At 42.6% G+C, this 22591-nt stretch carries 19 protein-coding genes; 17 read left to right on the top strand and 2 right to left on the bottom strand.

The window, feature by feature from the left end:
• Positions 1–31 precede the first annotated feature (31 nt).
• Positions 32–955, top strand: a complete 924-nt coding sequence (catM, locus tag FTU65_RS10405; RefSeq protein WP_180059977.1) for a cis,cis-muconate-binding transcription regulator CatM — start codon at positions 32–34, stop codon at positions 953–955.
• 76 nt (positions 956–1031) lie between these two features.
• Here catM and FTU65_RS10400 read toward each other — a convergent pair whose 3' ends face one another.
• The gene (locus tag FTU65_RS10400; protein ID WP_180065416.1) at positions 1032–2027 is read right to left on the bottom strand and encodes an ABC transporter substrate-binding protein; all 996 of its coding nucleotides are present in this window, start codon (positions 2025–2027) and stop codon (positions 1032–1034) included.
• Between the two features lie 3 nt (positions 2028–2030).
• Entirely contained in the window at positions 2031–2618 is a 588-nt protein-coding gene (locus FTU65_RS10395; protein ID WP_078190882.1) for an ANTAR domain-containing response regulator, read from the bottom strand.
• A 446-nt stretch (positions 2619–3064) separates the two neighbouring features.
• On the opposite strand from FTU65_RS10395, the gene FTU65_RS10390 reads away from it, so the two are divergent.
• From FTU65_RS10390 to FTU65_RS10315, 16 genes are all read left to right on the top strand, one after another.
• Positions 3065–4414, top strand: a complete 1350-nt coding sequence (locus tag FTU65_RS10390; RefSeq protein ID WP_180009439.1) for an MFS transporter — start codon at positions 3065–3067, stop codon at positions 4412–4414.
• 66 nt (positions 4415–4480) lie between these two features.
• A complete protein-coding gene (gene nirB / locus FTU65_RS10385; protein ID WP_218949692.1) occupies positions 4481–7027 on the top strand; it encodes a nitrite reductase large subunit NirB in 2547 nt (848 codons plus the stop codon).
• A 113-nt stretch (positions 7028–7140) separates the two neighbouring features.
• Positions 7141–8751, top strand: coding sequence for a nitrite reductase small subunit NirD (gene nirD, locus FTU65_RS10380; protein ID WP_180065419.1), 1611 nt, complete (start codon positions 7141–7143; stop codon positions 8749–8751).
• Between the two features lie 267 nt (positions 8752–9018).
• Positions 9019–11811, top strand: a complete 2793-nt coding sequence (locus tag FTU65_RS10375; RefSeq protein WP_180065421.1) for a nitrate reductase — start codon at positions 9019–9021, stop codon at positions 11809–11811.
• Positions 11811–12434 (top strand): molybdenum cofactor guanylyltransferase, encoded by a 624-nt coding sequence (locus tag FTU65_RS10370; RefSeq protein ID WP_373683463.1) that lies wholly within the window; start codon positions 11811–11813, stop codon positions 12432–12434. The genes FTU65_RS10375 and FTU65_RS10370 overlap by 1 nt, the downstream gene beginning before the upstream one ends.
• A gap of 356 nt (positions 12435–12790) precedes the next feature.
• The gene (moaA, locus tag FTU65_RS10365; protein ID WP_180065425.1) at positions 12791–13828 is read left to right on the top strand and encodes a GTP 3',8-cyclase MoaA; all 1038 of its coding nucleotides are present in this window, start codon (positions 12791–12793) and stop codon (positions 13826–13828) included.
• Between the two features lie 2 nt (positions 13829–13830).
• On the top strand, positions 13831–14082 hold the full coding sequence (locus FTU65_RS10360) for a MoaD/ThiS family protein (protein ID WP_180021849.1): 252 nt from the start codon (positions 13831–13833) through the stop codon (positions 14080–14082).
• Positions 14083–14084: 2 nt separating this feature from the next.
• The gene (locus FTU65_RS10355) at positions 14085–14651 is read left to right on the top strand and encodes a molybdenum cofactor biosynthesis protein MoaE (protein WP_180065427.1); all 567 of its coding nucleotides are present in this window, start codon (positions 14085–14087) and stop codon (positions 14649–14651) included.
• Between the two features lie 51 nt (positions 14652–14702).
• Positions 14703–15626, top strand: coding sequence for a bifunctional molybdenum cofactor biosynthesis protein MoaC/MoaB (gene moaCB / locus FTU65_RS10350; protein ID WP_180065429.1), 924 nt, complete (start codon positions 14703–14705; stop codon positions 15624–15626).
• A complete protein-coding gene (locus FTU65_RS10345; protein WP_180065430.1) occupies positions 15623–16873 on the top strand; it encodes a molybdopterin molybdotransferase MoeA in 1251 nt (416 codons plus the stop codon). The genes moaCB and FTU65_RS10345 overlap by 4 nt, the downstream gene beginning before the upstream one ends.
• Positions 16874–16882: 9 nt before the next feature.
• Positions 16883–17644, top strand: coding sequence for a molybdate ABC transporter substrate-binding protein (gene modA, locus FTU65_RS10340; protein WP_180065432.1), 762 nt, complete (start codon positions 16883–16885; stop codon positions 17642–17644).
• Between the two features lie 3 nt (positions 17645–17647).
• Positions 17648–18346, top strand: a complete 699-nt coding sequence (gene modB, locus FTU65_RS10335) for a molybdate ABC transporter permease subunit (protein ID WP_180065434.1) — start codon at positions 17648–17650, stop codon at positions 18344–18346.
• Complete coding sequence (locus FTU65_RS10330) at positions 18333–18971, top strand: ATP-binding cassette domain-containing protein (protein ID WP_180065436.1); 639 nt, start codon at positions 18333–18335, stop codon at positions 18969–18971. The genes modB and FTU65_RS10330 overlap by 14 nt, the downstream gene beginning before the upstream one ends.
• A 213-nt stretch (positions 18972–19184) precedes the next feature.
• Complete coding sequence (locus tag FTU65_RS10325) at positions 19185–20588, top strand: amino acid permease (protein WP_180065438.1); 1404 nt, start codon at positions 19185–19187, stop codon at positions 20586–20588.
• Positions 20589–20786: 198 nt separating this feature from the next.
• Positions 20787–21218 (top strand): cation efflux protein, CzcI-like, encoded by a 432-nt coding sequence (locus FTU65_RS10320; RefSeq protein ID WP_218949694.1) that lies wholly within the window; start codon positions 20787–20789, stop codon positions 21216–21218.
• A 47-nt stretch (positions 21219–21265) separates the two neighbouring features.
• Positions 21266–22588: a TolC family protein gene (locus FTU65_RS10315; protein WP_180021865.1), complete on the top strand. Its 1323-nt coding sequence runs from the start codon at positions 21266–21268 to the stop codon at positions 22586–22588.
• Positions 22589–22591: the final 3 nt, after the last annotated feature.

Below are 22591 nucleotides of genomic sequence, written 5' to 3'. Positions count from 1 at the left end.
TGGTATTTTTAGATACTTAAAAGGTATATAAATGGAATTAAGGCACTTACGTTACTTTGTCACCGTGGTTGAAGAGCAAAGTATTACCAAGGCAGCAGAAAAATTATGTATTGCTCAGCCACCTTTGAGCCGCCAAATTCAAAAACTTGAAGAAGAGCTGGGGATTACCTTGTTTGAGCGTGGTTCTAGACCCGTGAAAACCACAGAAGCAGGTATGTTTTTTTATGAGCATGCTGTGCAGATATTGACGCATACCGCCCAGGCCACAACCATGGCACAGCGGATTAATGCCGTCGATAAAACTGTCCGCATTGGTTATGTCAGTTCGCTTTTATACGCATTATTGCCGCAAATTATTTATTTATTTCGACAACGTAACCCAGATATTCATGTTGAACTCATAGAATGTGGCACACGCGACCAGATTGAAGCCTTAAAAACTGGTCGAATCGATATTGGTTTTGGACGACTTCGATTAACAGATCCGTCTATTAAACGTGTTTTATTACGAAAAGAAGCGCTACGTTTAGCTATTCATAAAAACCATCATTTGGCTGAATTTAAAGACAAAGGCATTTATCTTTCTCAAATTTTAGATGAACCAATTTTTGCCTATCCAACAACACCGAAACCGAATTTTTCCACTCTCATTCAATCGATATTTACCGAATTAGGACTTGTACCTAAACATTTAACCGAAGTGCGTGAAATTCATATGGCTTTGGGCTTGGTGGCGTCAGGAGAGGGCATTTCCCTGATTCCTGAAAGTGCCAGTGATATTGGCATGAAAAATTTGATGTACATCCCAATCTTAGATTTGGAAGCCTATAGTCCAATCTCTTTGTCAGTACGAAATATGGATCATAGTAATTACATTCCAAAGATACTGGATTGCATTCGTGAAGTCTTCGTTGAAGAAAATATCGACTTACACGCCATCGATGCAGATGCATAACTAATCAAGGTTTCATGGTCGATGTAACACAAGATCCACTATTCAGATGATAGGGTCTTATGGAATATCAATCACTTCAGCCCAAAGCATCCTGATAAATACAAGATTGTGCTATTTCAAAAACCTTTTCATCTTCAATATTTAATTGATCGTATTGCTGCATTTTTTGAATCATCCATTCAAAGTCTGAAGTTTGTGGCGCTTGGGTCTTGCCAAAATTTTGAATGATGCTTTTGATCCGATGAAAAGCCTCGACGTGAATCTGCTCAGAACAATCAAAACGGATGATGTGATATTGCTTTAACAAAGAAAATATTTCAGAGAAATACGTTTGTTGAAGTAGATCGTTTTGGGCTTTTTGGATGGAAAAATTGATTGCCTTTAAGGTATTGGGATGTTTTTCTGCCCAATCATGGGTAAAAGCCAAAACTTTATCTGGAATATGATCAATAATATCTTGGCTATTGACGATAATACGACTATAGCCTTGTATTTCAGCTTGCGTATTCCACGGCTCTCCAACACAGAATCCATCAATTCGTTGCGTTGATATTGCTTCCACCATATAAGGCGGTGGTAGAGTTGAAAAGTTCTGTGTTTGAGCAATTTCTGTGTCGGCAAGTGCCAGCCATTCTCTTAAAATATAATGATGAATCGAATGCTGAAAAACATGTGCCAACTGAATCATTTGATTCTGTTTTATCGCAGATACGATTTTCTCTGCTGAATTAATTGGTAGATCTAAAGCATGGATATTTAATTCATAGCACAGCTTTTGACTCAAACTAATATAAGCGCAGTTAGTACTGAGTGTAAGAGAGGTTTGTAAGGGAATGCCGAGATGGTCTTTGCCCGTCACAGACGCAGGCAGCATGGCCGATAAACAGTGTGCTACATCTAAAAAACCAAAAGCTAGACGGTCGCGTAAACTTGCCCAAGATGGTTCTTGAGTCAGCGTGACGTTCAACCCTTGTTCCGCAAAATAACCTTGATGTTCTGCCCAGAGCAAAGCAACACAGTCAAGTAAAGGAATATAGCCCAATTGAATATCAGTTTTTTCAAGCTTTTGCATGGTTTATTCCTTAAATTGAGACTGTAACAGCGCTTGCGCATCAAGCAGTCGGCGCGCCATTTCACCCATCGTCATACGGTGACTCATGGCATTTTTTCTCAGCAAATTAAATGCTTGATCTTCGGTTAAACCATGCATTTGTATTAAAAGCACTTTGGCTTTTTCAATATCTTTTCGATCGGCCAGTTTGCACTTGGTTTCAGCCAAATCATTCAGCAGTTTTTTATGCTTTTTATATTGTTCAATCGAAATTTCTAAAATGCTATTCAAACGTGCAGGGTCAATACCATCGACAATATATGCCGTGACACCCGCATCAATCGCGCTTCGGATGATTTCAAGACTCGAATTTTTAGTGAACAGAACAGTCGGTAAGTCAAATTGGCTGACACAGCTTTCAATGACATCGCGATGTGGATGATCCATATCCAATAAAATCACATCTGCCTGAATATTTTGCAGATATGACATATTTAAATGATCAATCATGAAACTGGCGACCACATCAAAGTCATGTTGAATTAATGAGGCTTGAATAAATTCAGCGCGTTCTTGATCATCATCAATTAGGGCTATTTTTAGTTTTGGCATGCAAACGCTCAGACAGAGCCAAACAAATACGTATTTAGTTTTCTAAGCAATTTAAATGCCAAATTTTAAGACAATACAAAATATAAATCTGCTTCTAAATTTTAGCTTGGTTATATGCACATTTTAAAATTGAACCATTTCCGTGCACTGATCTTGTGCAGGGCTGAACCACGTTTGAACATTCAGCCGCATCTCTATAGGCATATTGACTATCTATTTACCTTAATTCGCTTATTTTCGGATAGATCGGCGCTCAATGCTTAAATATAGAGATGAAATTTACGATTGAAATAAAAACTTGGCACGTATCGTGCTTAATACTTATTGAGTCAAAGAAGACTCTAAAAATTTGTTAGACGGCCAACGACGTCCGTTCTGATCGACTCTGTTATGTGTTAGCGACATAACCGAGTAATTCATGCGTTCAGTTCAGTCAGGAGAAGGTTATGTCTTCAAATTTAAATGCCAAAAAAGCCACAAAAATAAGTCTATTTAATTTTTCTTCAGCAGCAATGCGGGCCTTCCACATGAGTTGGCTCGCATTCTTTGTTTGCTTCTTTGCATGGTTTGCCTGTGCACCGTTGATGCCAGTGATTGCTGGCGAATTTCACCTCACGAAAGATCAAATTGCCAATATTAATATTGCCGCTGTTGCGATCACGATTTTAGTCCGTCTGATCGTTGGTCCTTTATGTGATAAATATGGCCCGCGTAAAACCTATACAGCTTTATTAATCATCGGCAGTATTCCAGTCTTTGGTGTCGCTTCTGCGAGCAGCTATGAATCCTTTCTTTTCTTCCGCTTGCTGATCGGTGCGATTGGCGCAAGCTTCGTCATCACTCAATACCATACAAGCATTATGTTTGCGCCTAATGTGGTGGGTACAGCCAATGCTGCAACAGCAGGCTGGGGTAATGCAGGCGGCGGTGCAACTCAAGCCCTCATGCCTTTACTGCTTGGCGCTCTCGTTATGTTTGGTGTAGAGCAAGCGATGGGCTGGCGTATTGCGCTGATTGTACCCGGTGTGATGATGCTGATTGTTGGTGCGCTTTACTGGAAGTTCACACAAGACTGTCCGCAAGGCAACTTTAAAGAACTTCGCGAACAAGGCATCAGTGTTGGCAGTGACAAAAAAGGCGGCTTGGCAATTCTAATGCATGCAGCACGCAATTACCGTGTATGGATTCTATTTGGCGCTTACGCAGCTTGTTTCGGTATTGAAATCTTTATTCACAACATTGTAGCAATGTACTACGTCGACCATTTCAGCTTTGGATTAAAAGAGGCGGGTATGGCAGCAGGTATCTTTGGTTTGCTTGCATTGTTTGCTCGTGCGCTTGGCGGCATTGTTTCGGACAAAGTAGCGACTAAAAAAGGCTTAGATGGCCGTACCAAAGTGTTATTTGCCATGATTCTGCTAGAAGGCTTATTCCTGATTGTCTTCTCACAAATGAATACTGCAGTGCTTGCAATCCTTGCAATGACAGTCTTTGCGCTCTTCACACATATGGCTTGCGGTGCTACCTATGCGCTGGTGCCATTCATTGACCGTGATGCTTTAGGCGGTGTTGCAGGCATTATCGGTGCAGGCGGTAACGTAGGTGCAGTGGCTGCAGGCTTCTTGCTTAAAGGCATGCTGGATATTCAAACCACGCTTATGGTGTTGGGCGGTCTAGTGGTTATCGCTGCAAGCTGTGTACTGATGATCCGCTTCTCTGTAGAGCATAAAGAAAAAGAACAGCGCCTATTTGAACAAGCTGTAAATGAACGAAATTTAGCTGAAGCTCAAAACTAATACTGAAAAGTTGCCTCTAAACATCGCGATTTAGGGGCAAATAAAAAAATCTTGCGGAGAAAGAATATGAAAATCATCATGATTGGACATGGCATGGTTGGCCATAAATTTATCGAATCTGTACTGGAACACGCAGGTGATGATGTTGAATTAACCATTTTGGCTGAAGAGCCGCGTTTAGCCTATGACCGTGTGCATTTAACTGAATATTTCAGCGGTAAATCGGCTAAAGATTTAACCCTATGCCGCAGCGACTTTGCCGATGCATACGGTATAGATTTACGCCTTAGCACCAAAGCGGTTGAAATTGATCAGCGCAATAAAACGGTCACAACCAATCACGGTGATATTCTTTCTTTTGACAAGCTGGTGCTCGCAACAGGTTCATATGCATTTGTGCCGCCAATTCCAGGCAATGAGCGTGAAAACTGCTTTGTGTACCGTACCATTGAAGACTTAGATGCCATCCGTGCCGCAAGCTTGAATGCTAAAACAGGTGTGGTGATCGGCGGCGGTTTATTGGGTCTGGAAGCAGCAAAAGCGCTGCGTGATTTAAACTTAGAAACCCATGTTGTTGAATTTGCACCACGCTTAATGGCAGTTCAGATTGATGATCTAGGCGGTAAAGTTTTACGCTCTAAAATTGAAAATCTAGGTGTTAAAGTCCATACGCAAAAAGCGACATCTTGCATCGAAGATGGTGCAAATGCGAAGCATGTAATGAAGTTTGGTGATGGTTCTGAACTGGAAACCGACATCATCTTATTCTCTGCAGGTATCCGCCCACGCGATGAATTAGCGCGCCAAAGTGGTTTAGCCATTGGTGAGCGTGGCGGTATTGTAATTAACGATTATTGCCAAACCTCAAACCCTGACATTTATGCCATTGGTGAATGTGCGCTTTGGCAGAATAAAATTTATGGCCTAGTTGCGCCGGGCTATGACATGGCACGTATTGCAGCAAAGCATGTGATGGAACAAAACTGCACGCTTTTCGCTGGTGCAGATATGAGCACCAAGCTGAAACTGATGGGAGTTGATGTTGCATCTGTAGGCGATGCGCATGCAATGACACCAAATTCTTTAAGCTATTTCTATGCAGATGAAGCAGCTCAGGTTTATAAAAAAATTGTCGTGAATGCTGATAAAACCAAGCTACTTGGTGCAGTATTGGTGGGCTGTGCTAAAGAATACAATGACCTGCTGCAAATGATGCTGAATGGCTTAGACGTTCCTGAAAGCCCAGAAAGCCTAATCATGCCTGGCTATGCACAATCTACAGGTAAATCGGGCGGCAGCGGTGTCGATCTGCTGCCAGACAGCGCCACGATTTGTTCATGCAACAATGTCTCTAAAGCAGATATTTGCTCAGCCATTGCAGACGGATCGACCTCTTTAGGCGCATTGAAAAAATGCACCAAAGCTGCAACAGCTTGCGGCGGCTGTGCGCCATTAGTCACTCAAGTACTTAAATCTGAGCTTCAGCGTCAAGGTGTCACTGTAAATAACCATTTATGTGAACACTTTGCTTATTCACGCCAAGAGCTCTATCACTTGGTACGTGTGAACGAAATCAAAACCTTTGATGACCTGATTCAACAGCATGGCCATGGTTTAGGCTGTGACATCTGTAAACCGACGGCAGCCAATATCCTAGCGTCATGCTGGAATGACTTTGTACTTAAACCAAGCCATGCAGGCTTGCAAGACAGTAATGACTACTACCTCGGCAACATACAAAAAGACGGCTCTTATTCAGTCGTGCCACGTATGGCAGGCGGTGAAGTTACTCCGGATGGATTAATTGCCGTAGGTCAAATTGCGAAAGAATATGGTCTATATACCAAACTGACAGGTGGTCAGCGTGTCGATATGTTTGGTGCACAAGTGCATCAGTTGCCTGAAATTTGGGAAAAATTGATTGCTGCAGGTTTTGAGTCTGGTCATGCATACGGTAAATCATTGCGTACAGTGAAATCATGTGTCGGCAGTACTTGGTGCCGCTACGGCGTAGACGACTCTGTGGGTTTGGCGATTTTCCTAGAAAACCGCTACAAAGGCCTGCGTTCACCGCATAAATTGAAAATGGCAGTATCAGGCTGTACCCGTGAATGTGCTGAAGCGCAAAGTAAAGATGTTGGCGTGATTGCGACTGAAAAAGGCTGGAACCTTTATGTATGCGGCAACGGCGGTATGAAGCCGCGTCACGCAGAGCTTTTGGCATCAGACTTAGATACGCAAACATTGATCAAATACATTGACCGTTTCTTTATGTTCTACATTCAAACAGCAGACCGTTTGCAGCGTACTTCTGTATGGCGCGACAACATGGAAGGCGGTTTAGATTACCTGAAAGATGTCGTTGTGAATGATTCGCTTGGCGTAGCTGCTGAACTTGAACGCCGTATGAGCCATGTTGTGGGTACATATCAAGATGAATGGCGTACTGCTGTAGAAGATCCTGAAGTACGTAAACGCTTTGTGACTTTCGTGAATGCAAAAGCAGAACAGCAAAATGATCCGCATATTCAGTTTGCATCCGTTCGCGGTCAAATCAGACCCAAAACAGAAGCTGAACGCGATACGACACGCATTCCAGTGGTTGAAGCTTAAGAGAATAACGAATTTAAAACTTCTTTTATTTGATTTACATCCTTATTCGGTTTCTCGCTAAGGCGAAAATGAAAAGATAGTGATCTAAAAGAAGTTTAAAAAGGATCAAGAATATGACAATTTTAAAAGAAATGAATGATTTAGACTGGTTTGATGTTTGTGCATTAGATGATATTACGCCAAATACAGGTGTGGGCGCACTGATTGAAAATCAGCAAATTGCGATATTCCGTGTCGGTGAAGAAAAGCGGGTTTATGCACTGAGCAATCAAGATCCGTTTAGTCAAGCCTATGTTATGTCCCGCGGTATTATTGGTGACTTGCAGGGTGAGCGTGTTGTGGCATCACCCATTTATAAACAGCATTTCAGCCTTGCTACTGGACGCTGCTTAGAAGATAAAGACCAAAAACTCTTGGTTTTTCCAAGCAAAATTGAAAATGGCCGTGTGCTGATTAGTCCAACTGCTCAAAAAACCTATATTACCAATAACGCGCCATCGTCTGAGTTGATGAAACTTGTTTTGGTCGGCAATGGCTTAGCAGGTATGCGTTGCTTAGAAGATCTGCTGGATATGGCCCCAGAGCGTTATGAAATTACGGTCATTGGTGAAGAACCTTGGGGTAATTACAACCGAATTATGCTTTCACCTGTGCTTTCAGGTGATAAAACCATTGAAGATATCATGCTGCATTCACATGCTTGGTATAAAGACAAAAATATCCGTTTTGTAGCAGGTGATGCGGCGGTACGCATAGACCGTCCGCGCAAGCAGGTATACACAGAAAAAGGCTTGGTCATCGATTATGACCGTCTGATTTTAGCAACAGGTTCTAAGCCGTTTATTCCACCAATACCGGGAACTGACTTCAAAGGCGTTTTAAGCTTCCGTGATATTTATGATGTCAACAAAATGCTGGACTACTGCAAAACGAAGAAAAATGCAGTGGTGATTGGCGGCGGTTTATTAGGGCTAGAAGCAGCTTATGGTCTGAAACAGCGTGGCATGAATGTTACGGTATTGCATTTGATGGATCGTATTATGGACCGTCAGCTGGATGAAAAAGCCAGCCTGATGCTGAAATCAGCGATTGAGCAAAAAGGCATTCGGATTTTGACTGCAGCGAATACCCAAGAGTTAATTGGGCAAGATAGTCATGTGACGCAATTACGTTTGCAGGATGGCACGGTATTAGCTGCAGATCTTGTCGTGTTTGCAGTTGGTATTCGTCCAAATATTGCATTGGCACAAAGTGCAGAGCTTCGATGCGGACGCGGTGTGATGGTGAATGACACCATGCAAACCTTTGACCCAAGTATATATGCCGTTGGGGAATGTATTGAACACCGCAGTCAAACCTTTGGTCTGGTTGAACCGCTTTGGGGACAGGCTTTCATTTGTGCATCACATTTGGCTGAACATGGCAGCTTAACCTTCAAAGCGCCTATGGTTCCGACGCAGTTAAAAGTCAGCGGCTGTGACGTATTTTCAGCAGGAAACTTTGAACCGCAGGATGATTTTGAAGACATCATTTTGAATGATGAAAAGCGTCAAATTTATAAACGCATTATTATTCAAAAAGATAGAGTGATTGGCGCTGTGCTGTTTGGTGATACAGAAGACGGTGCGTGGTATGCAGAATTGATTTCAGATCAAACTCCAATTTCAAGTATCCGAAACAAATTGCTGTTTGGTAAGGATTTTGCATTAAAGAAAGCAGGGTGATTCATTATTAATCAAAGAATATAGTCACGACCGCGCAATTTCATTTTTAAGAAATTTGTATTTGCGTAGGTGTTGCCTCACTTTTGAAGGATCAAAAGTGACAAAAATCCTTTGTTGGGCGAAGGGTACATCCTATACCCCGCCCAACGATGGCATCCATGCCACCACACGATAGTTAGTTTTAACTTAAATTTAAATAATTTAGTCATCTTTTGAAATTGGTCGTAACACTCAATTAATTGAGTTTGGAAAAAGGAGCCGGCAGAAGTGAATAGCATCCCGATCGTGGAACTGCATAGCTCCACAGAAAATAAAATTAAAACAACGCAAACCACCTGTCCATATTGTGGTGTCGGCTGCGGCGTGAGCGCAACAGTTGAACAGACTGCTTTAGGGCAAAAAGTCAGTGTGACTGGCGATACGAACCATCCATCAAACTATGGCAAGCTGTGCATTAAAGGCAGTAACTTAGCCGATACGATTGGATTAGAAACACGTGTCTTACAGCCAATGCTTGGGCGTCAAACATCACCATTTAATACTCGTCAGGCTACAGACTGGAACACAGCAACAGCTTTGATTGCCGAAAAATTTCAGCAATGTATAGATCTTTACGGACGTGAAAGCATCGCTTTTTATGTGTCGGGCCAACTGCTGACGGAGGATTACTATGCCGTTAACAAATTTGTCAAAGGCTATTTAGGTACGGCAAATATTGACACCAATTCACGGCTTTGCATGTCATCGGCTGTGGCGGCACATAAGCGTGCATTTGGTGAAGACCTTGTACCAGCAAGCTATGAAGACTTTGAGCATACAGATATGGTGGTGCTGGTCGGATCCAATACAGCATGGTGCCATCCCGTGCTGTATCAGCGCATTATGAAAGCCAAAGAAGAACGTGATTTGTTCGTGGTGGTCATTGATCCGCGCTTTACCAGTACCTGTGAGGCTGCAGATTTGCATTTGCCGATTTTACCGGGGCAAGATGTCGCACTGTTCAACGGTTTGCTGCAGTATCTAGTACAAAATAATCATAGTGATGTAGATTTTATCGCCAAACATACTCAAGGTTTGATGCAAGCGCTGGAGCAAAGTGAAACAGAAACTTCTATGACAGCAGTTGCTGAACGTACAGGTATTTCTTTAGAAAAATTACAGCTATTTTTTGAAAAATTTGCGCAAACTGACAAAGTTATGTCGCTATTTTCGATGGGGGTTAATCAGTCTTCGCGCGGTGTAGACAAAGCCAACAGTATTATTAATTGCCATTTACTTACAGGCAAAATCGGAAAATTAGGTGCAGCGCCATTTTCTATGACAGGTCAGCCCAATGCGATGGGCGGCCGCGAGGTTGGCGGCTTAGCCAATATGCTGGCTGCGCACTTAGATGTCGATAACACGGCGCATCAGGCATTAGTACAAGAGTTTTGGCAAAGTCCATTTATTGCCAATAAAGCGGGATTAAAAGCAGTTGATCTGTTTCAGGCTGTAGAAAGCGGGAAAATCAAAGCCATTTGGATTATGGCGACAAATCCTGTTGTGAGCTTGCCAGATGCAGATCAAGTCAAACGTGCCTTAGAGCAATGCGAGTTTGTAGTGGTGTCGGATATTTGCAAAGACACAGACACAGCAATATATGCAGATGTGCTTTTACCTGCATTGGGCTGGGGTGAAAAAGACGGAACCGTGACCAATTCTGAACGCCGTATTTCACGTCAAACTGCATTTTTAGATGCGCCGGGTGAATCCAGAGCAGACTGGTGGTCTATTGCACAAGTTGCGAAAAAGATGGGTTATAGCGGTTTTGACTACAGCAGCAGCTATGACATATTTATTGAACATGCAAAATTATCTGCTTATCAAAATGCGCCTTTAGATCAACGTGATACAACTGAGTCTTTCCGCTACTTTAACTTGCAGGGTTTAAGTAAGTTATCTGCACAAGATTATGATGAATTAAAGCCTGTGCAATGGCCAGTTTGGCGGTTAGATCAGTGCGCTGATGCAGTCAGCCGTTTGTTTGCAGCAGGCCAATTCAGTCATGCCGATGCAAAAGCCAAATTTGTCGCGACAACCGCTGTTGATCCTCTAAATAAGGTTTGCAGCGAATATCCGCTGATTTTAAATACTGGCCGTATCCGTGACCAATGGCACACCATGAGCCGTACAGGTTTATCTGCAAATTTGAGTACGCATATCGCTGAGCCATTTTGTGAAATACACCCGCAAGATGCACTGAAATTTGGTGTCAAAGATGGTGAACTGGTTGAGGTGAAATCACAGTGGGGCTTATGTATTTTACGTGCACAGGTCAGCAGTAAAATTCGACGCGGTCAAATCTTTGCGCCAATTCATTGGAATGACCAAGTCGCATCGGATGCGCGTATAGGCAAAGTGGTGAATCCTGTGGTCGATGCACTATCTGGTGAGCCTGAATTTAAACATACACCTGTATTTGTACAGCCGTTTTATACACAGTGGCAAGGTGTACTGTATGTACGTGACGGCTTTGAGCAAATGGTGCAAAACACCATTCAAAACACGGTGTGGTGGACCAAAATTAAAACAGCGAAAGCGACGCGTTTTGAGTTGGCCGATCGTAAAAAATTTAGAAACACGGTTCAGCAGCTGAAAACATTACTGCCATTTACTGACGAATCATTTGAATGGCTGAATTTGGAAGATCAAACTGCCGATTTGAGCCATACCGTGGTGCTGCAAGATGGGCATTTAATTGCCAGTCTATATATTGCGCAACGCTCTATGCTGCCAGACCGTGATTGGATTGCTGGCATGTTTAAGCGTGAACGACTCAGCGCAATGCACCGCAAAGCGCTGCTTGCAGGTCAGCCGATGAACATGACCAACAGTGCAGGTCCGCTGGTGTGCAGCTGCTTTAAAGTCGGTAAAAATACCATTATCGAAACCATTAAAGAAAAGAATATTAGCCATGAAAAACAAGTTACTGCATGTTTAAAGGCCGGCGGCAATTGCGGTTCGTGCTTATCAGAAATTCGAGGCTTAATTAAAGCCTGTCAGACGGAGTACGCAGAATGATGAAGAAAATCACCAAATCAGTAGGCTATCCAGAAACAGACTTGGTCATTTTGGCGGGCGGTCAAGCCCGCAGAATGAACGGTATAAATAAAGTTTTACAAAAATTTGATGATGAAATTCAGCTGATTAAGATCCATCAGCAGTTGAAATCACGGGCTGAAAATGTCTGGATCAACAGCCATCGCGATCATTCGATTTATAAACGGCTCATTCCCTCGATCCGCTTTTATCAAGATGATGAAGCCGGGTTTTTAGGGCCATTGATGGGGATGAAAAGTGCGTGGTCACATGTTGAGTCTGATTATGTGCTGTTTGTGCCGTGCGATGTGACCTATATTCCGAAGAAAGTGCTGTCTAGGCTGCATCAGGCCATGCAGCGGGATCCATTGTGTGAAGTGGCAGTTGTGGAAATTAATGGCAAAGCGCTGTATCCATTTTGTTTGCTGAAACGAAGCAGTCTCACAATGCTGCAAGCCCATCTTGATCAAAAACAGCGCAGTTTGAAGGGGTGTTTCAGTCAAATGCACATGCAGGTTGCACGTTTTCAAAATAATGCACTCTTTTTTCACAGTATTAACTCTTTAGATGAGCTGCAGCAGCACCGTCAGCTGAATTTTCTCTGAAAGCTGTACCTTTTGCGGAGCTTTCATTTTAAATGATGAGCCTAATGTGCTGTTTTTGAACCCAGAGAGAAAATTTACAGCCAATATGAAGCTTTTGAGCATGATATATAGCGATAAAACAGACTGCTTTTATACCTTTGATAATGGGCTTAACGGCAATTTATATTTTTAATTGCTATTGGTTGTTTGTAAGTTGTTGATTTTGTATGTCAAAAAAATAAACCAAATCCTCTGAAATAAATATTTAAAAAAGCGCAAAGTTGGAACACTTATTGCAATTTTTACTGCAAGAAAAGAAGGCGCAAAATTTGTACTGAGCTAAGACAGGGCAAATGACAGCACCATGGAAGATAAACATGAACAGCATGACACAATTACAGCCAGCGACCATTTTTAAGGATCAGTTTGGCCGTGAAAAACGCAAGTTGCGCATTTCAGTGACAGACCGCTGTAATTTTAAATGTGTCTATTGCATGCCTGAGCATCCTGAATGGATGAAAAAACATAATCTTCTTAGTTTTGAATCACTTTACAATTTTTGTGAGTTTATGGTGCTGCGCGGGATTGATCAAATCCGGATCACCGGCGGTGAACCTCTTATACGTCAAGGCGTTGTGCATTTTATTGAACAGCTGCAGCAGCTGAGAAAGCTAGGCCTTAAACGTATTTCCATGACCACCAATGGACATTATCTGAAGCAATATGCACAGGCCCTAAAACAAGCTGGCCTAGATGGCATAAATATCAGCTTGGACAGTTTGGATGAAGCGCAATTTTTCCAGCTGACACAAAAACAATTACAGCCTGTATTAAAAGGTATTGAAGCGGCTCAGCAAGCGGGCTTTGAAATAAAAATCAATACCGTGTTAATGAAAGGTTTAAATGAACAGCAAATCATTGCATTAACAAAATGGGCGCTGCAACAAGGTTTCGAACTGCGGTTTATCGAGTTTATGCCGCTGGATGGTGATCAAAACTGGTCTAAAGCTGCGGTCGTTACCGAACAAGACATACTGGATAAACTCAAGACTGTTTTTGACGTGCAAACATTGCACGGTCAAGGTGCGTCACCAGCCAGATCTTACTTAATCAACGGCTTGCCTATAGGTATTATTTCAACCATCAGCAATTCTTTTTGCGGCAGCTGCGACCGTCTAAGACTGAATGCGCAAGGCGAGTTTTTTAACTGCCTGTTTGCCCGAAAAGGTTTAAATCTCAGTCATGAAATTCAGCAGCTGAAAAGCAGTAAAACAACAGAGTTAATGCCGCTCGATGCAATGGCTTTGCAGCAAAAATTAGGCAGTTATATTTGGCAGAAGGAGCAAGGCTTTCATGCCATAACAGCTCAATCCAGTCCATCTAGAAAAATCAGCATGCATATGATTGGAGGCTAATGATGAGTCAGATCACCATCAAAATAGAATCTTTTGGTGCTATTGAACGCCTGCTGCCAGCGAATTTGAGTCTGACTTGCTTGGCACAGCAATCAATTGCAGAGGTTTTACAGCAAGTTACAGATCAATTTCCGGAGTCATTCAGCATGCTTGAACGCTGCGCCTGTGCCATTGGGGAAGATATTGTACCAAGACAAACCGCATTGGTGCAGGACAGCACCGTTGTGCTGCTGTCACCTGTAGCGGGAGGCTGAATATGGAGCTCAAGCATATTTCACGCATACAAGATACGGTATTCAGCCAAGCTGATTTTGACAGCATTGAGGCATTTCCTGAATGTGGCGGTATAGGTGTATTTATTGGCGCGGTGCGTAATCACCATGAAGGCAAATCTGTAAAAGCTTTGAAATATACCGCTTATGCGCCTGTGGCTGAAAAAATGATCCGTCAAATTGAGCAGGAAATTCAAGCCAAATACGGCGTGTCTTATGTCCGTGTTGTACACCGTATTGGCGCGCTGCAGGTCGGTGATATGGCCATTATCGCCATGGCCTATGCGCCGCACCGCCGTGAGGCTTTTGCAGCCTGTGAAGAAGCGGTTGAGCGGGTTAAGCATGAAGTACCGGTGTGGAAAGAAGAGTTTTATATGGATGGCAGCAGTCAATATGTAGAGGGCTGCTGTATTCGTAAGGATCACGCGCCTGAAGTGGCAGATCACGAAACGAAGCATACACATATCCATGGCGAGTTATGTGAACATTCACACCAAAGCAGCCATCAGACTATGCATTTGAATGCCAATATTTATCAATGGCATCTATAAAACCTCAAATTTAATACTGCACATGCAAATGAATAAGATAAGGACAAAGCAATGAAAAATGTGGGCATGAAAGCGGAAAGTTACCGTACAGCCATTGCAACTGGAATACTGCATGCACCGCCACATTGCATTGAACTGCTGCGAAATGGCAATACAGAAAAAGGCGACGCGCTGAAAACCGCACGTATTGCAGGTATTTTGGGCTCTAAACGTACAGATGAACTTATTCCGCTCTGTCATCCGCTGCCAATCTACCGTGCAGATGTGGAGTATGAATTATTTGAGGCGCATGTCGAAATCAGTGCAGTGGTTGAAACCATTGGTCCAACGGGTGTGGAAATGGAAGCTTTGACTGCGGTCAGTCTTGCCGGTTTAACGCTGTATGACATGCTGAAACCGCATTGTGAACCTGAAGATTTATGCTTAGATCAAGTGAAACTGCAAAAGAAAAAAGGCGGTAAATCACATTTTACCCGTGTATTAAAAGAAAGCTTATCGGCTTCGATTATTGTGCTTTCAGATACAGTTGCTGCCGGTAAAAAACCAGATACTGCGGGGCAAAATGTCCTCGAAATTTTAGAAGAAGCAAACTTCAGCAACATCAGCTATCAAGTGATACCAGACAGTCCTGAACAGCTGCTTACCTTGATTGAGCAGCAAAAAAATCAATACCCGCTGATATTGACGGTTGGCGGTACGGGTTTAGGGCCAAAAGATTTAACTGTAGAAACGATACAGCCACTGCTAAAACGTCAAATTCCGGGCTTGATGGAGGCTTCACGCAGTTTTGGTCAAAAACGCACACCTTATGCTGCGCTTAGCCGTGGTGTTGCGGGCTATATAGATAACAGCCTTGTCATTACATTGCCGGGCAGCAGACAAGGCGCAAAAGAATCACTTATTGCCATTTTACCTGCCTTGGTACATCTATTTGATGTTCAGAAGAATATTCCGCATGCAGGAGGCTATCAATGAACCAAGCTGTATTGCATACAGGCTGCGGTGCTGAGGCTGGACTGATTTCAGTTGACGAGGCTCTTGCGCTGATTCAGACACATACGCAAAGTTTGGCGCATGAAACTTTGGAACTTCAACACGCTTTAGGCCGTTATTTGGCGGCAGATGTGCATTCACAAATTCAGCTGCCCTTATTTGCTCAAAGCGCTGTAGACGGCTATGCCATTTGCGCGGCGGGTGAAATTAAAGCAGGTACGCAATTTGAGCTCATTGGAGAAATCCGCGCAGGGCAAACAGCTGATGTCGCATTAAAAAATGGGCTGGCGGTGCGTATTTTCACTGGTGCGCCAATTCCAGATGGGACAACGACTGTAGCGCGCCAAGAAATCGTAAATGTGGCTGAGCAGAAAATTGTACTGACAACAGCGCTAAAACAGCATGCTGATACACGAGATGCAGGTGAGGAAATTTCAATAGGCCAAATGTTGGCAAGCAAAGGCCAAAAACTGTCCGTGGGAGCAATTGCAGCACTGAGTATGGCAGGCATAGCAGATTGTGAGGTCTATGCTTACCCCAAGGTTGCAGTTGTAATTACAGGTGATGAAGTCGCAGAAAATATCGAGGACTATAGCGCGGGTAAGATTTTTGATGCCAATGCGCCATTAATCGCTGCGTGGTTTCAGGCTCAGCTTGTACAAGTTGAAATTATGCATGTTGCAGATAAAAAACAAGCGGTTTTAGATTTATTCAACCGCTTAAAAGACAGCTTTGATTTAATTTTAACGACTGGCGGCGTATCTGTCGGTGATTATGATTTTGTTCGGCCGGCAGCCTTGGACATCGGCTTTCAGCAAATTTTCTGGAAAGTAAAACAAAAACCCGGCAAACCGATGCTGTTTGCACAATACTTACGTCCAGACAGCACCTCCTGTTATTTACTTGGACTACCGGGCAATCCCGCTGCTGTTTATGTCGGCATGCAAATTTATACAGATACATTAATGAAAGCCCTACAAGGTCAAACACCTGAGCTGGACTGGTTCAGCGCAGTCATGACACATGACCTAAAAGCAGATGCACGTGAGCGGTTTTTAAGAATGTCGGCGCACTTTGATAAGCAAGGCAAGCTTCAACTAACCAGCCTGTCTAAACAGCAGTCGCATATGTTGAGCAATTTAATGCAAGCTAATTGCATTGTTCGGATTCCTGCAGGGCAGTCTGTGCAAGCAGGACAAATTCTTCAAGGCGTATTTATTCAGCATTAGGAGTTTGCTATGCGATTCAAATTTATTTTAGCACTAGGAGTGAGCTTCATTGCTGGCGCATCTCAGGCGGAAACAGTCAAAATTTATGCTGCAGCCAGTTTAAGCAATGCTATCAGCGATATTGCAAAGCAATATCAGGCACAGAATCCAGACATCAAAATTGTACCGGTATTTGGCGCGTCATCTGCTTTAGCCAAACAGATTGAAGCCGGTGCGCCAAGTGATTTGTATTTTTCAGCAGATGTGGACTGGATGAATTATTTGGTGCAAAAACAGAAAATACCTGCAAAGCAAGTGTTCAATATGCTGAGCAATGATTTGGTGCTGATTACGCCTAAAGCGGTGAATATGCAATTTAGGGCCGTGCCGCAGTTTAATTTTGCCAAGGCATTTCAAGGTCACTTATGTACAGGGCATATGGAATCTGTACCTGCAGGAAAATATGCTAAACAAAGCTTGACCAAGTTGGGATGGCTGACGAGTTTAAATGGCCGCATTGTTGGAACAGATGATGTACGTTCAGCACTGGCTTTTGTCGAACGAGGTGAGTGCCAAGCGGGGATTGTTTATCGTACCGATGCGATGATCAGTTCTAAAGTTAAAATAGCCGGGATTTTTCCAAATCATACTCATCAACCGATCATTTACCCATTGGCTTTAACACAGCAAGGCGCAGCTAAACCTGAGGCCGTGAAGTTTTACCGTTATCTTAAAGACCATGCGCAAAGCAAAATGCTGTTTAAGTATTATGGCTTTGGTGTGAAAGGCTAAAGCATGCTGAGCCTAGAAGAGTGGAGCGCATTGTATCTATCGGCTAAAGTTGCCGTTTGCGCCACTGTATTTTGCTTGCCATTTGCTATTGGGCTGGCATGGGTTTTAGCACGTTATGAGTTTCATTTGAAATTTTTGGTCGAAGCGCTGTTACAAATGCCGATGGTGCTGCCGCCGGTGGTTTTGGGTTATCTGCTGCTAGTACTGTTTGGTTCAAATGGCTGGATTGGACAGATGCTAATTGAATGGGGAATTCAACTGGCTTTTAATTGGAAAGGTGCAGTACTGGCTTCGATGATTGTGTCATTTCCGCTGGTTGTGCAGCCAATCCGTTTGTCTTTTCAAATGATCAATCAACAGCTGGAGCAGGTTGCAGGCTCACTAGGCGCACATCCTTTACGGGTATTTGTCTCAATCAGCCTGCCGCTGGCTTTACCAGGGATTTTAATTGGCAGTATTTTAGGATTTAGCCGCAGTCTGGGCGAATTTGGCGCAACCATTACCTTTGTGGGTAATATTCCTGATGAAACCCGAACCATTCCTATCGCCATTTATTCGCTGATACAGCAGCCCAATGGCGAAGAATCCGCAATGCGTTTAGTGATCCTTTCATTGCTGGCGGCTTTTGGCGCATTGATTGCCAATTATTATATTTTACAGCGCTATCAGCGAAAACTCGGAGCCGGCCATGCTTCAGTGTGATTTTCAGTTTCAATACACCGATTTTAAGTTGCAGGCTCGGCTGCAGATGCAGGATCAGCTGCTGGGCATTATGGGGCCATCAGGTAGTGGGAAATCTACGCTGCTGAAAAATTTGGTTGGTTTGCTGCAGCCGCAGCAAGGGTTTATTTCGCTGAATCAGTGTGAAGTGTTCGATGCGGCGCAAAAAATTAACTTGCCAATGCATAAACGCCGTATTGCGCTGATTTTCCAAAAAGCATGGCTTTTCCCACATATGAATGTGCAGCAAAATCTGCAATATGCAGAGAAGTTAAGCGCTCAGGAAAATGCGCAATTTCAGTTTCAGCAAGTAGCGGATCTGCTTGAGTTACAGCCACTGCTCAAACGGCGGGCGCATGAACTTTCTGGCGGTGAGGCGCAGCGCGTTTCCATAGGACGCGCATTGCTGTCACAGCCTGACTTACTGCTGTTAGATGAACCGCTGACAGGACTTGACCGCAGGCTGAAAGATCAAATATTGCCATTTTTAAACACGGTGAAAGAACAGTCGGCGCTGCCGATGATATATGTCACGCATCATAGTGATGAGTTAGATTATTTAAAAGCCCATATTTTGCATCTAGAAAATGGTCAAATAAGTTTTTAAATAAATATAAATTATATAAGTAATAACAGTGAATTAGATGAAAAAATGGTATTAAGCTGCATCTTAAAGTTTTGATTAGAACTATGAAAAACTCATTTTCTAGATTAAATTGTTACAAAACAAGGGAGAACACAGCGTTTTCCCTTTTTTATTCCTAATGATCTTGGAAATAATGATTTGTACGACTGACCGTGCAGACAGGGAATCTAATCGATGCATGATGATAGCTTAGCCACACATAATTCAACTGCAAAACTGGGTGCAGGGCTATCTAATCGGCATATTACAATGATCAGTATTGGTGGTGTAATTGGTGCTGGACTGTTTGTTGGATCATCTGCTGCGATTGCAAAAGCAGGGCCTGCCGCCGTTCTTGCTTATATTACTACCAGTATTTTGGTTTTTTTAATCATGCGAATGTTGGGAGAAATGGCTGTAGCTCAACCTGACACCGGCTCATTTTCAACCTATGCAAGAAAAGCCATTGGGCCTTGGGCGGGCTTTACCATCGGATGGTTATATTGGTGGTTTTGGGTTTTAGTTATTCCAATTGAAGCAATCGCTGGTGCAGAAATTCTGCATGCATGGTTTCCATCAATATCCAGCGCTGTCTTTGCGACATTCTTTATTGTGCTTCTCAGTTTAGCGAACTTTTTTAGTACTCGGAGTTTTGGTGAGTTTGAATTTTGGTTTTCTCTGATAAAAGTCTTGGCTATTGTAATTTTTATCGGCATTGGACTCACCGCCATATTGGGGTTTTGGCCCTTAGCACCTAATGTAAGTGGTGTAGAAAATCTGTTTAAAAATGATGGATTTATGCCAAATGGCCTGGGTGGTGTACTTTCAGCAATATTGATTTCAGCATTTTCATTCTTTGGTGTAGAAATACTGTCTATCGCTGCAGCAGAATCAAAAGATCCTGAACAAAAAATTAAACGTGCAACCAATTTAGTACTGTATCGGGTCATCTTATTTTTTGTGGTTTCAATTTTTATAACGGTTGCACTGGTAGATTGGCGTTCACCACAATTACAACAATTAGGCACCTTCCAGTATGTCTTGGTCAGCTTAAATATCCCACAATCAAAATTGATTATTGATAGTGTGGTCTTTATTGCGGTTGCAAGTTGTATGAATGCCGCACTTTATAGTTCTTCAAGGATGTTATTTTCATTGGGGACACGTAAAGAAGCACCTCAATGGGTCACATCCATTAATGCCTCTGGTGTACCTGCAATTGCAGTATTTGCATCGTCTGTAGTGGGCTTAATTTGCTGTGCAGTCAATTATTTATTTCCAGGCCAAGTATTTGGATTTTTACTGTCTACAACAGGTTCAATTGCCTTATTGGTTTATTTAGTGATTGCATTTTCACAGCTTAAATTGAGAACACAAATCGAAAAAAATGGAACTGAGGTTGCGTTTAAAATGTGGCTATTTCCATGGCTCACATGGGCAGTCATTTTGGTGATCTTAAGTGTGCTGATCTATATGTTTTTATCTCCAGCCTACAGTTATGAAACTTCATTATCTTTAGGTGTTACGACATTGGTGGTTATCTGCGGCTTAGTTGTGACAAGAAAATCTAGAGTAAAGAATGATTCCGAACTGAATTAAAAATAAAGGTTTCGCCGATAAAAATCGTAATCATGAACCAATGGATTGTCTTTAGCATGTGCCGTGTCAGGGGATTAAAGCGAATGCCTTACGTTATATCTCTATGGCAATCCATTTTTAAGACAAATTCAAAGATTCACTTGACCTTCGACCGACTCCAAGCTTTATAATCGTTAAAATTTTCTTGATTGATGCAATATGCGTTCTGCGACATGGATAACAGTCTTAGTTGGATTGTTCATGTTCCAAAGCCTTTGGAACGTGGCAGCCGCTTTCTGTGTGCATGAAGAGCAAACTCAAGTTGTTCAAAGCTATCATTTTGGTCATCATCAAAATATCTTATGCGTTAGCAATGAAACCGATCCACAGCATTCGTTGCATCAAGCATCTGATGAATCCAGTAGCAAACCAGTCAAAAATATCGCTAACGATCTGCAACTCGGTGAAGATCATCAAGACCATTTGCCGTCTATGACGCATTTGATTGTGCAAAATCAACAATCGATTCTTTTTATTGCACATCAGAGCTTTGAATATTCGCCAAAATTTGTTTGGAAGAATCTTTATCAAGCCCCTGATTTATTACTGCAAACACCTCCTCCTGTTTATGCCCCGCTAATGGCGGGGTAGCCTAAAAAATTCCCGCCACTTTTTTTAATAAATGAGTGGGAAAAATCATGTCTTTATATTTTACGGCGTTTATACGTCTAGGCTTAGCTGTCGGTATTTCGACGGCCTTACAAAGTACGTTTGCCGAAAATGTCAGTAGTTTTGAATCTGCATTTGCCAAAGTACAAAACTACCAAGCACAAACAGATATTTGGCAACAACAACAGCAAATCTCAGATTTTAATGTGCGCCAAAGCAAGCTTTGGCAGAATCCAAGTCTATCGATTGAACAAAATGGTTTTGGTAAAAATCAAGATCAAGAGCTCAGTATCGGAATCAGTCAGCCACTGGATGTATTCGGTCAACGTAAAATCAATCAAGCACTCGCGAGTACCTCTGCACAGCAAATTCAGTTGCAACAGCAGATTTGGAATGCGCAAAGTCAGCTGATTGTGAAGTTTGCATGGTCACAGCTAGCCATCGCTCAAAATGAGCAATCAATTTACGCTACACAGCTCAAACTCAGTAAATCTAATTTGGACAGTGCACAAAAACGTTATCAAGCTGGCAGTATCGCTTTGGTAGATGTGGAGCGCGCTCAAATTGAAGCTTTGGAAATACAGCGTTTATACCAACAGGCAGTTTTAAAACAGCAAACTGCGGCACGTCAGCTTTCTAATTTATGGGGTGAATCCACGTCGCAAATCGCGTTGAATAACAGCGTTACGCCTTGGCCTGAACAGAGCCAAAGTTTAGTTGAATGTAATTTATCGGAAGGTTGGTTACAAAAATTGTATGCCTTGAATATTCAGCAGGCAAATCAGCAAATTGAACATTTAAAAGTACAGGCACGCCCAAACCCAACCCTAAATATGGGCATGTCACGTACCAAATCTCCAACTGACGCCAATGATACGGCCTTGGTACTTGGTGTGGATATTCCGCTCAATATTTTTAACCGCCAGCAATATGCCATTCCAATGGCGCAAAAACAGCAAATTTTATTAAATCATCAGCAACAGCGCGAGTTAAAACAGCAAGTTTTAGATATTGCCAATAGCATTCACCAGCTTAAAGGTCTGCGTATGCAGTTTGATGCCACAGGCAATCAGATTGGTTTGGCTGAAAAGGTTCAAAACCGAACTTTGCAAGGTTTTCAGGCAGGTAAATTTGCTATTACAGACGTACAGCAAACCACAAAACAACTCCAAGACCTTCGACTTAGCCAAATGCAAATTTTGGCGCAGGCTTGGCAAAGCGCACTCAGTGCTGAAGCCTTAAGTATTGGAACCAGTTATGAAGAAATCAGCCGTTCAGATGCTTATAGCCAACTCAATAAGAAAGCCATTGAGGCATCCCAAAATCTCATCAACAGCGCATCAGCACAATAAGGC

Source organism: Acinetobacter sp. YH12129, assembly GCF_013418685.1.
GTDB classification, from domain to species: Bacteria; Pseudomonadota; Gammaproteobacteria; order Pseudomonadales; family Moraxellaceae; genus Acinetobacter; species Acinetobacter amyesii.
This window is presented reverse-complemented; position numbering and strand designations above follow the sequence as displayed.

What these genes read in the sequence shown, in the direction of transcription:
- FTU65_RS10355 (WP_180065427.1), top strand. Translation starts at nt 14,085, where the DNA reads ATGGAGCTCAAGCATATTTCACGCATACAAGATACGGTATTCAGCCAA.
- nirB (WP_218949692.1), top strand. Translation starts at nt 4,481, where the DNA reads ATGAAAATCATCATGATTGGACATGGCATGGTTGGCCATAAATTTATC.
- FTU65_RS10345 (WP_180065430.1), top strand. Translation starts at nt 15,623, where the DNA reads ATGAACCAAGCTGTATTGCATACAGGCTGCGGTGCTGAGGCTGGACTG.
- FTU65_RS10400 (WP_180065416.1), bottom strand. Translation starts at nt 2,027, where the DNA reads ATGCAAAAGCTTGAAAAAACTGATATTCAATTGGGCTATATTCCTTTA.
- modB (WP_180065434.1), top strand. Translation starts at nt 17,648, where the DNA reads ATGCTGAGCCTAGAAGAGTGGAGCGCATTGTATCTATCGGCTAAAGTT.
- FTU65_RS10395 (WP_078190882.1), bottom strand. Translation starts at nt 2,618, where the DNA reads ATGCCAAAACTAAAAATAGCCCTAATTGATGATGATCAAGAACGCGCT.
- FTU65_RS10390 (WP_180009439.1), top strand. Translation starts at nt 3,065, where the DNA reads ATGTCTTCAAATTTAAATGCCAAAAAAGCCACAAAAATAAGTCTATTT.
- FTU65_RS10315 (WP_180021865.1), top strand. Translation starts at nt 21,266, where the DNA reads ATGTCTTTATATTTTACGGCGTTTATACGTCTAGGCTTAGCTGTCGGT.
- FTU65_RS10360 (WP_180021849.1), top strand. Translation starts at nt 13,831, where the DNA reads ATGAGTCAGATCACCATCAAAATAGAATCTTTTGGTGCTATTGAACGC.
- moaA (WP_180065425.1), top strand. Translation starts at nt 12,791, where the DNA reads ATGAACAGCATGACACAATTACAGCCAGCGACCATTTTTAAGGATCAG.
- modA (WP_180065432.1), top strand. Translation starts at nt 16,883, where the DNA reads ATGCGATTCAAATTTATTTTAGCACTAGGAGTGAGCTTCATTGCTGGC.
- FTU65_RS10330 (WP_180065436.1), top strand. Translation starts at nt 18,333, where the DNA reads ATGCTTCAGTGTGATTTTCAGTTTCAATACACCGATTTTAAGTTGCAG.
- moaCB (WP_180065429.1), top strand. Translation starts at nt 14,703, where the DNA reads ATGAAAAATGTGGGCATGAAAGCGGAAAGTTACCGTACAGCCATTGCA.
- nirD (WP_180065419.1), top strand. Translation starts at nt 7,141, where the DNA reads ATGACAATTTTAAAAGAAATGAATGATTTAGACTGGTTTGATGTTTGT.
- FTU65_RS10320 (WP_218949694.1), top strand. Translation starts at nt 20,787, where the DNA reads ATGCGTTCTGCGACATGGATAACAGTCTTAGTTGGATTGTTCATGTTC.
- FTU65_RS10325 (WP_180065438.1), top strand. Translation starts at nt 19,185, where the DNA reads ATGCATGATGATAGCTTAGCCACACATAATTCAACTGCAAAACTGGGT.
- FTU65_RS10370 (WP_373683463.1), top strand. Translation starts at nt 11,811, where the DNA reads ATGAAGAAAATCACCAAATCAGTAGGCTATCCAGAAACAGACTTGGTC.
- catM (WP_180059977.1), top strand. Translation starts at nt 32, where the DNA reads ATGGAATTAAGGCACTTACGTTACTTTGTCACCGTGGTTGAAGAGCAA.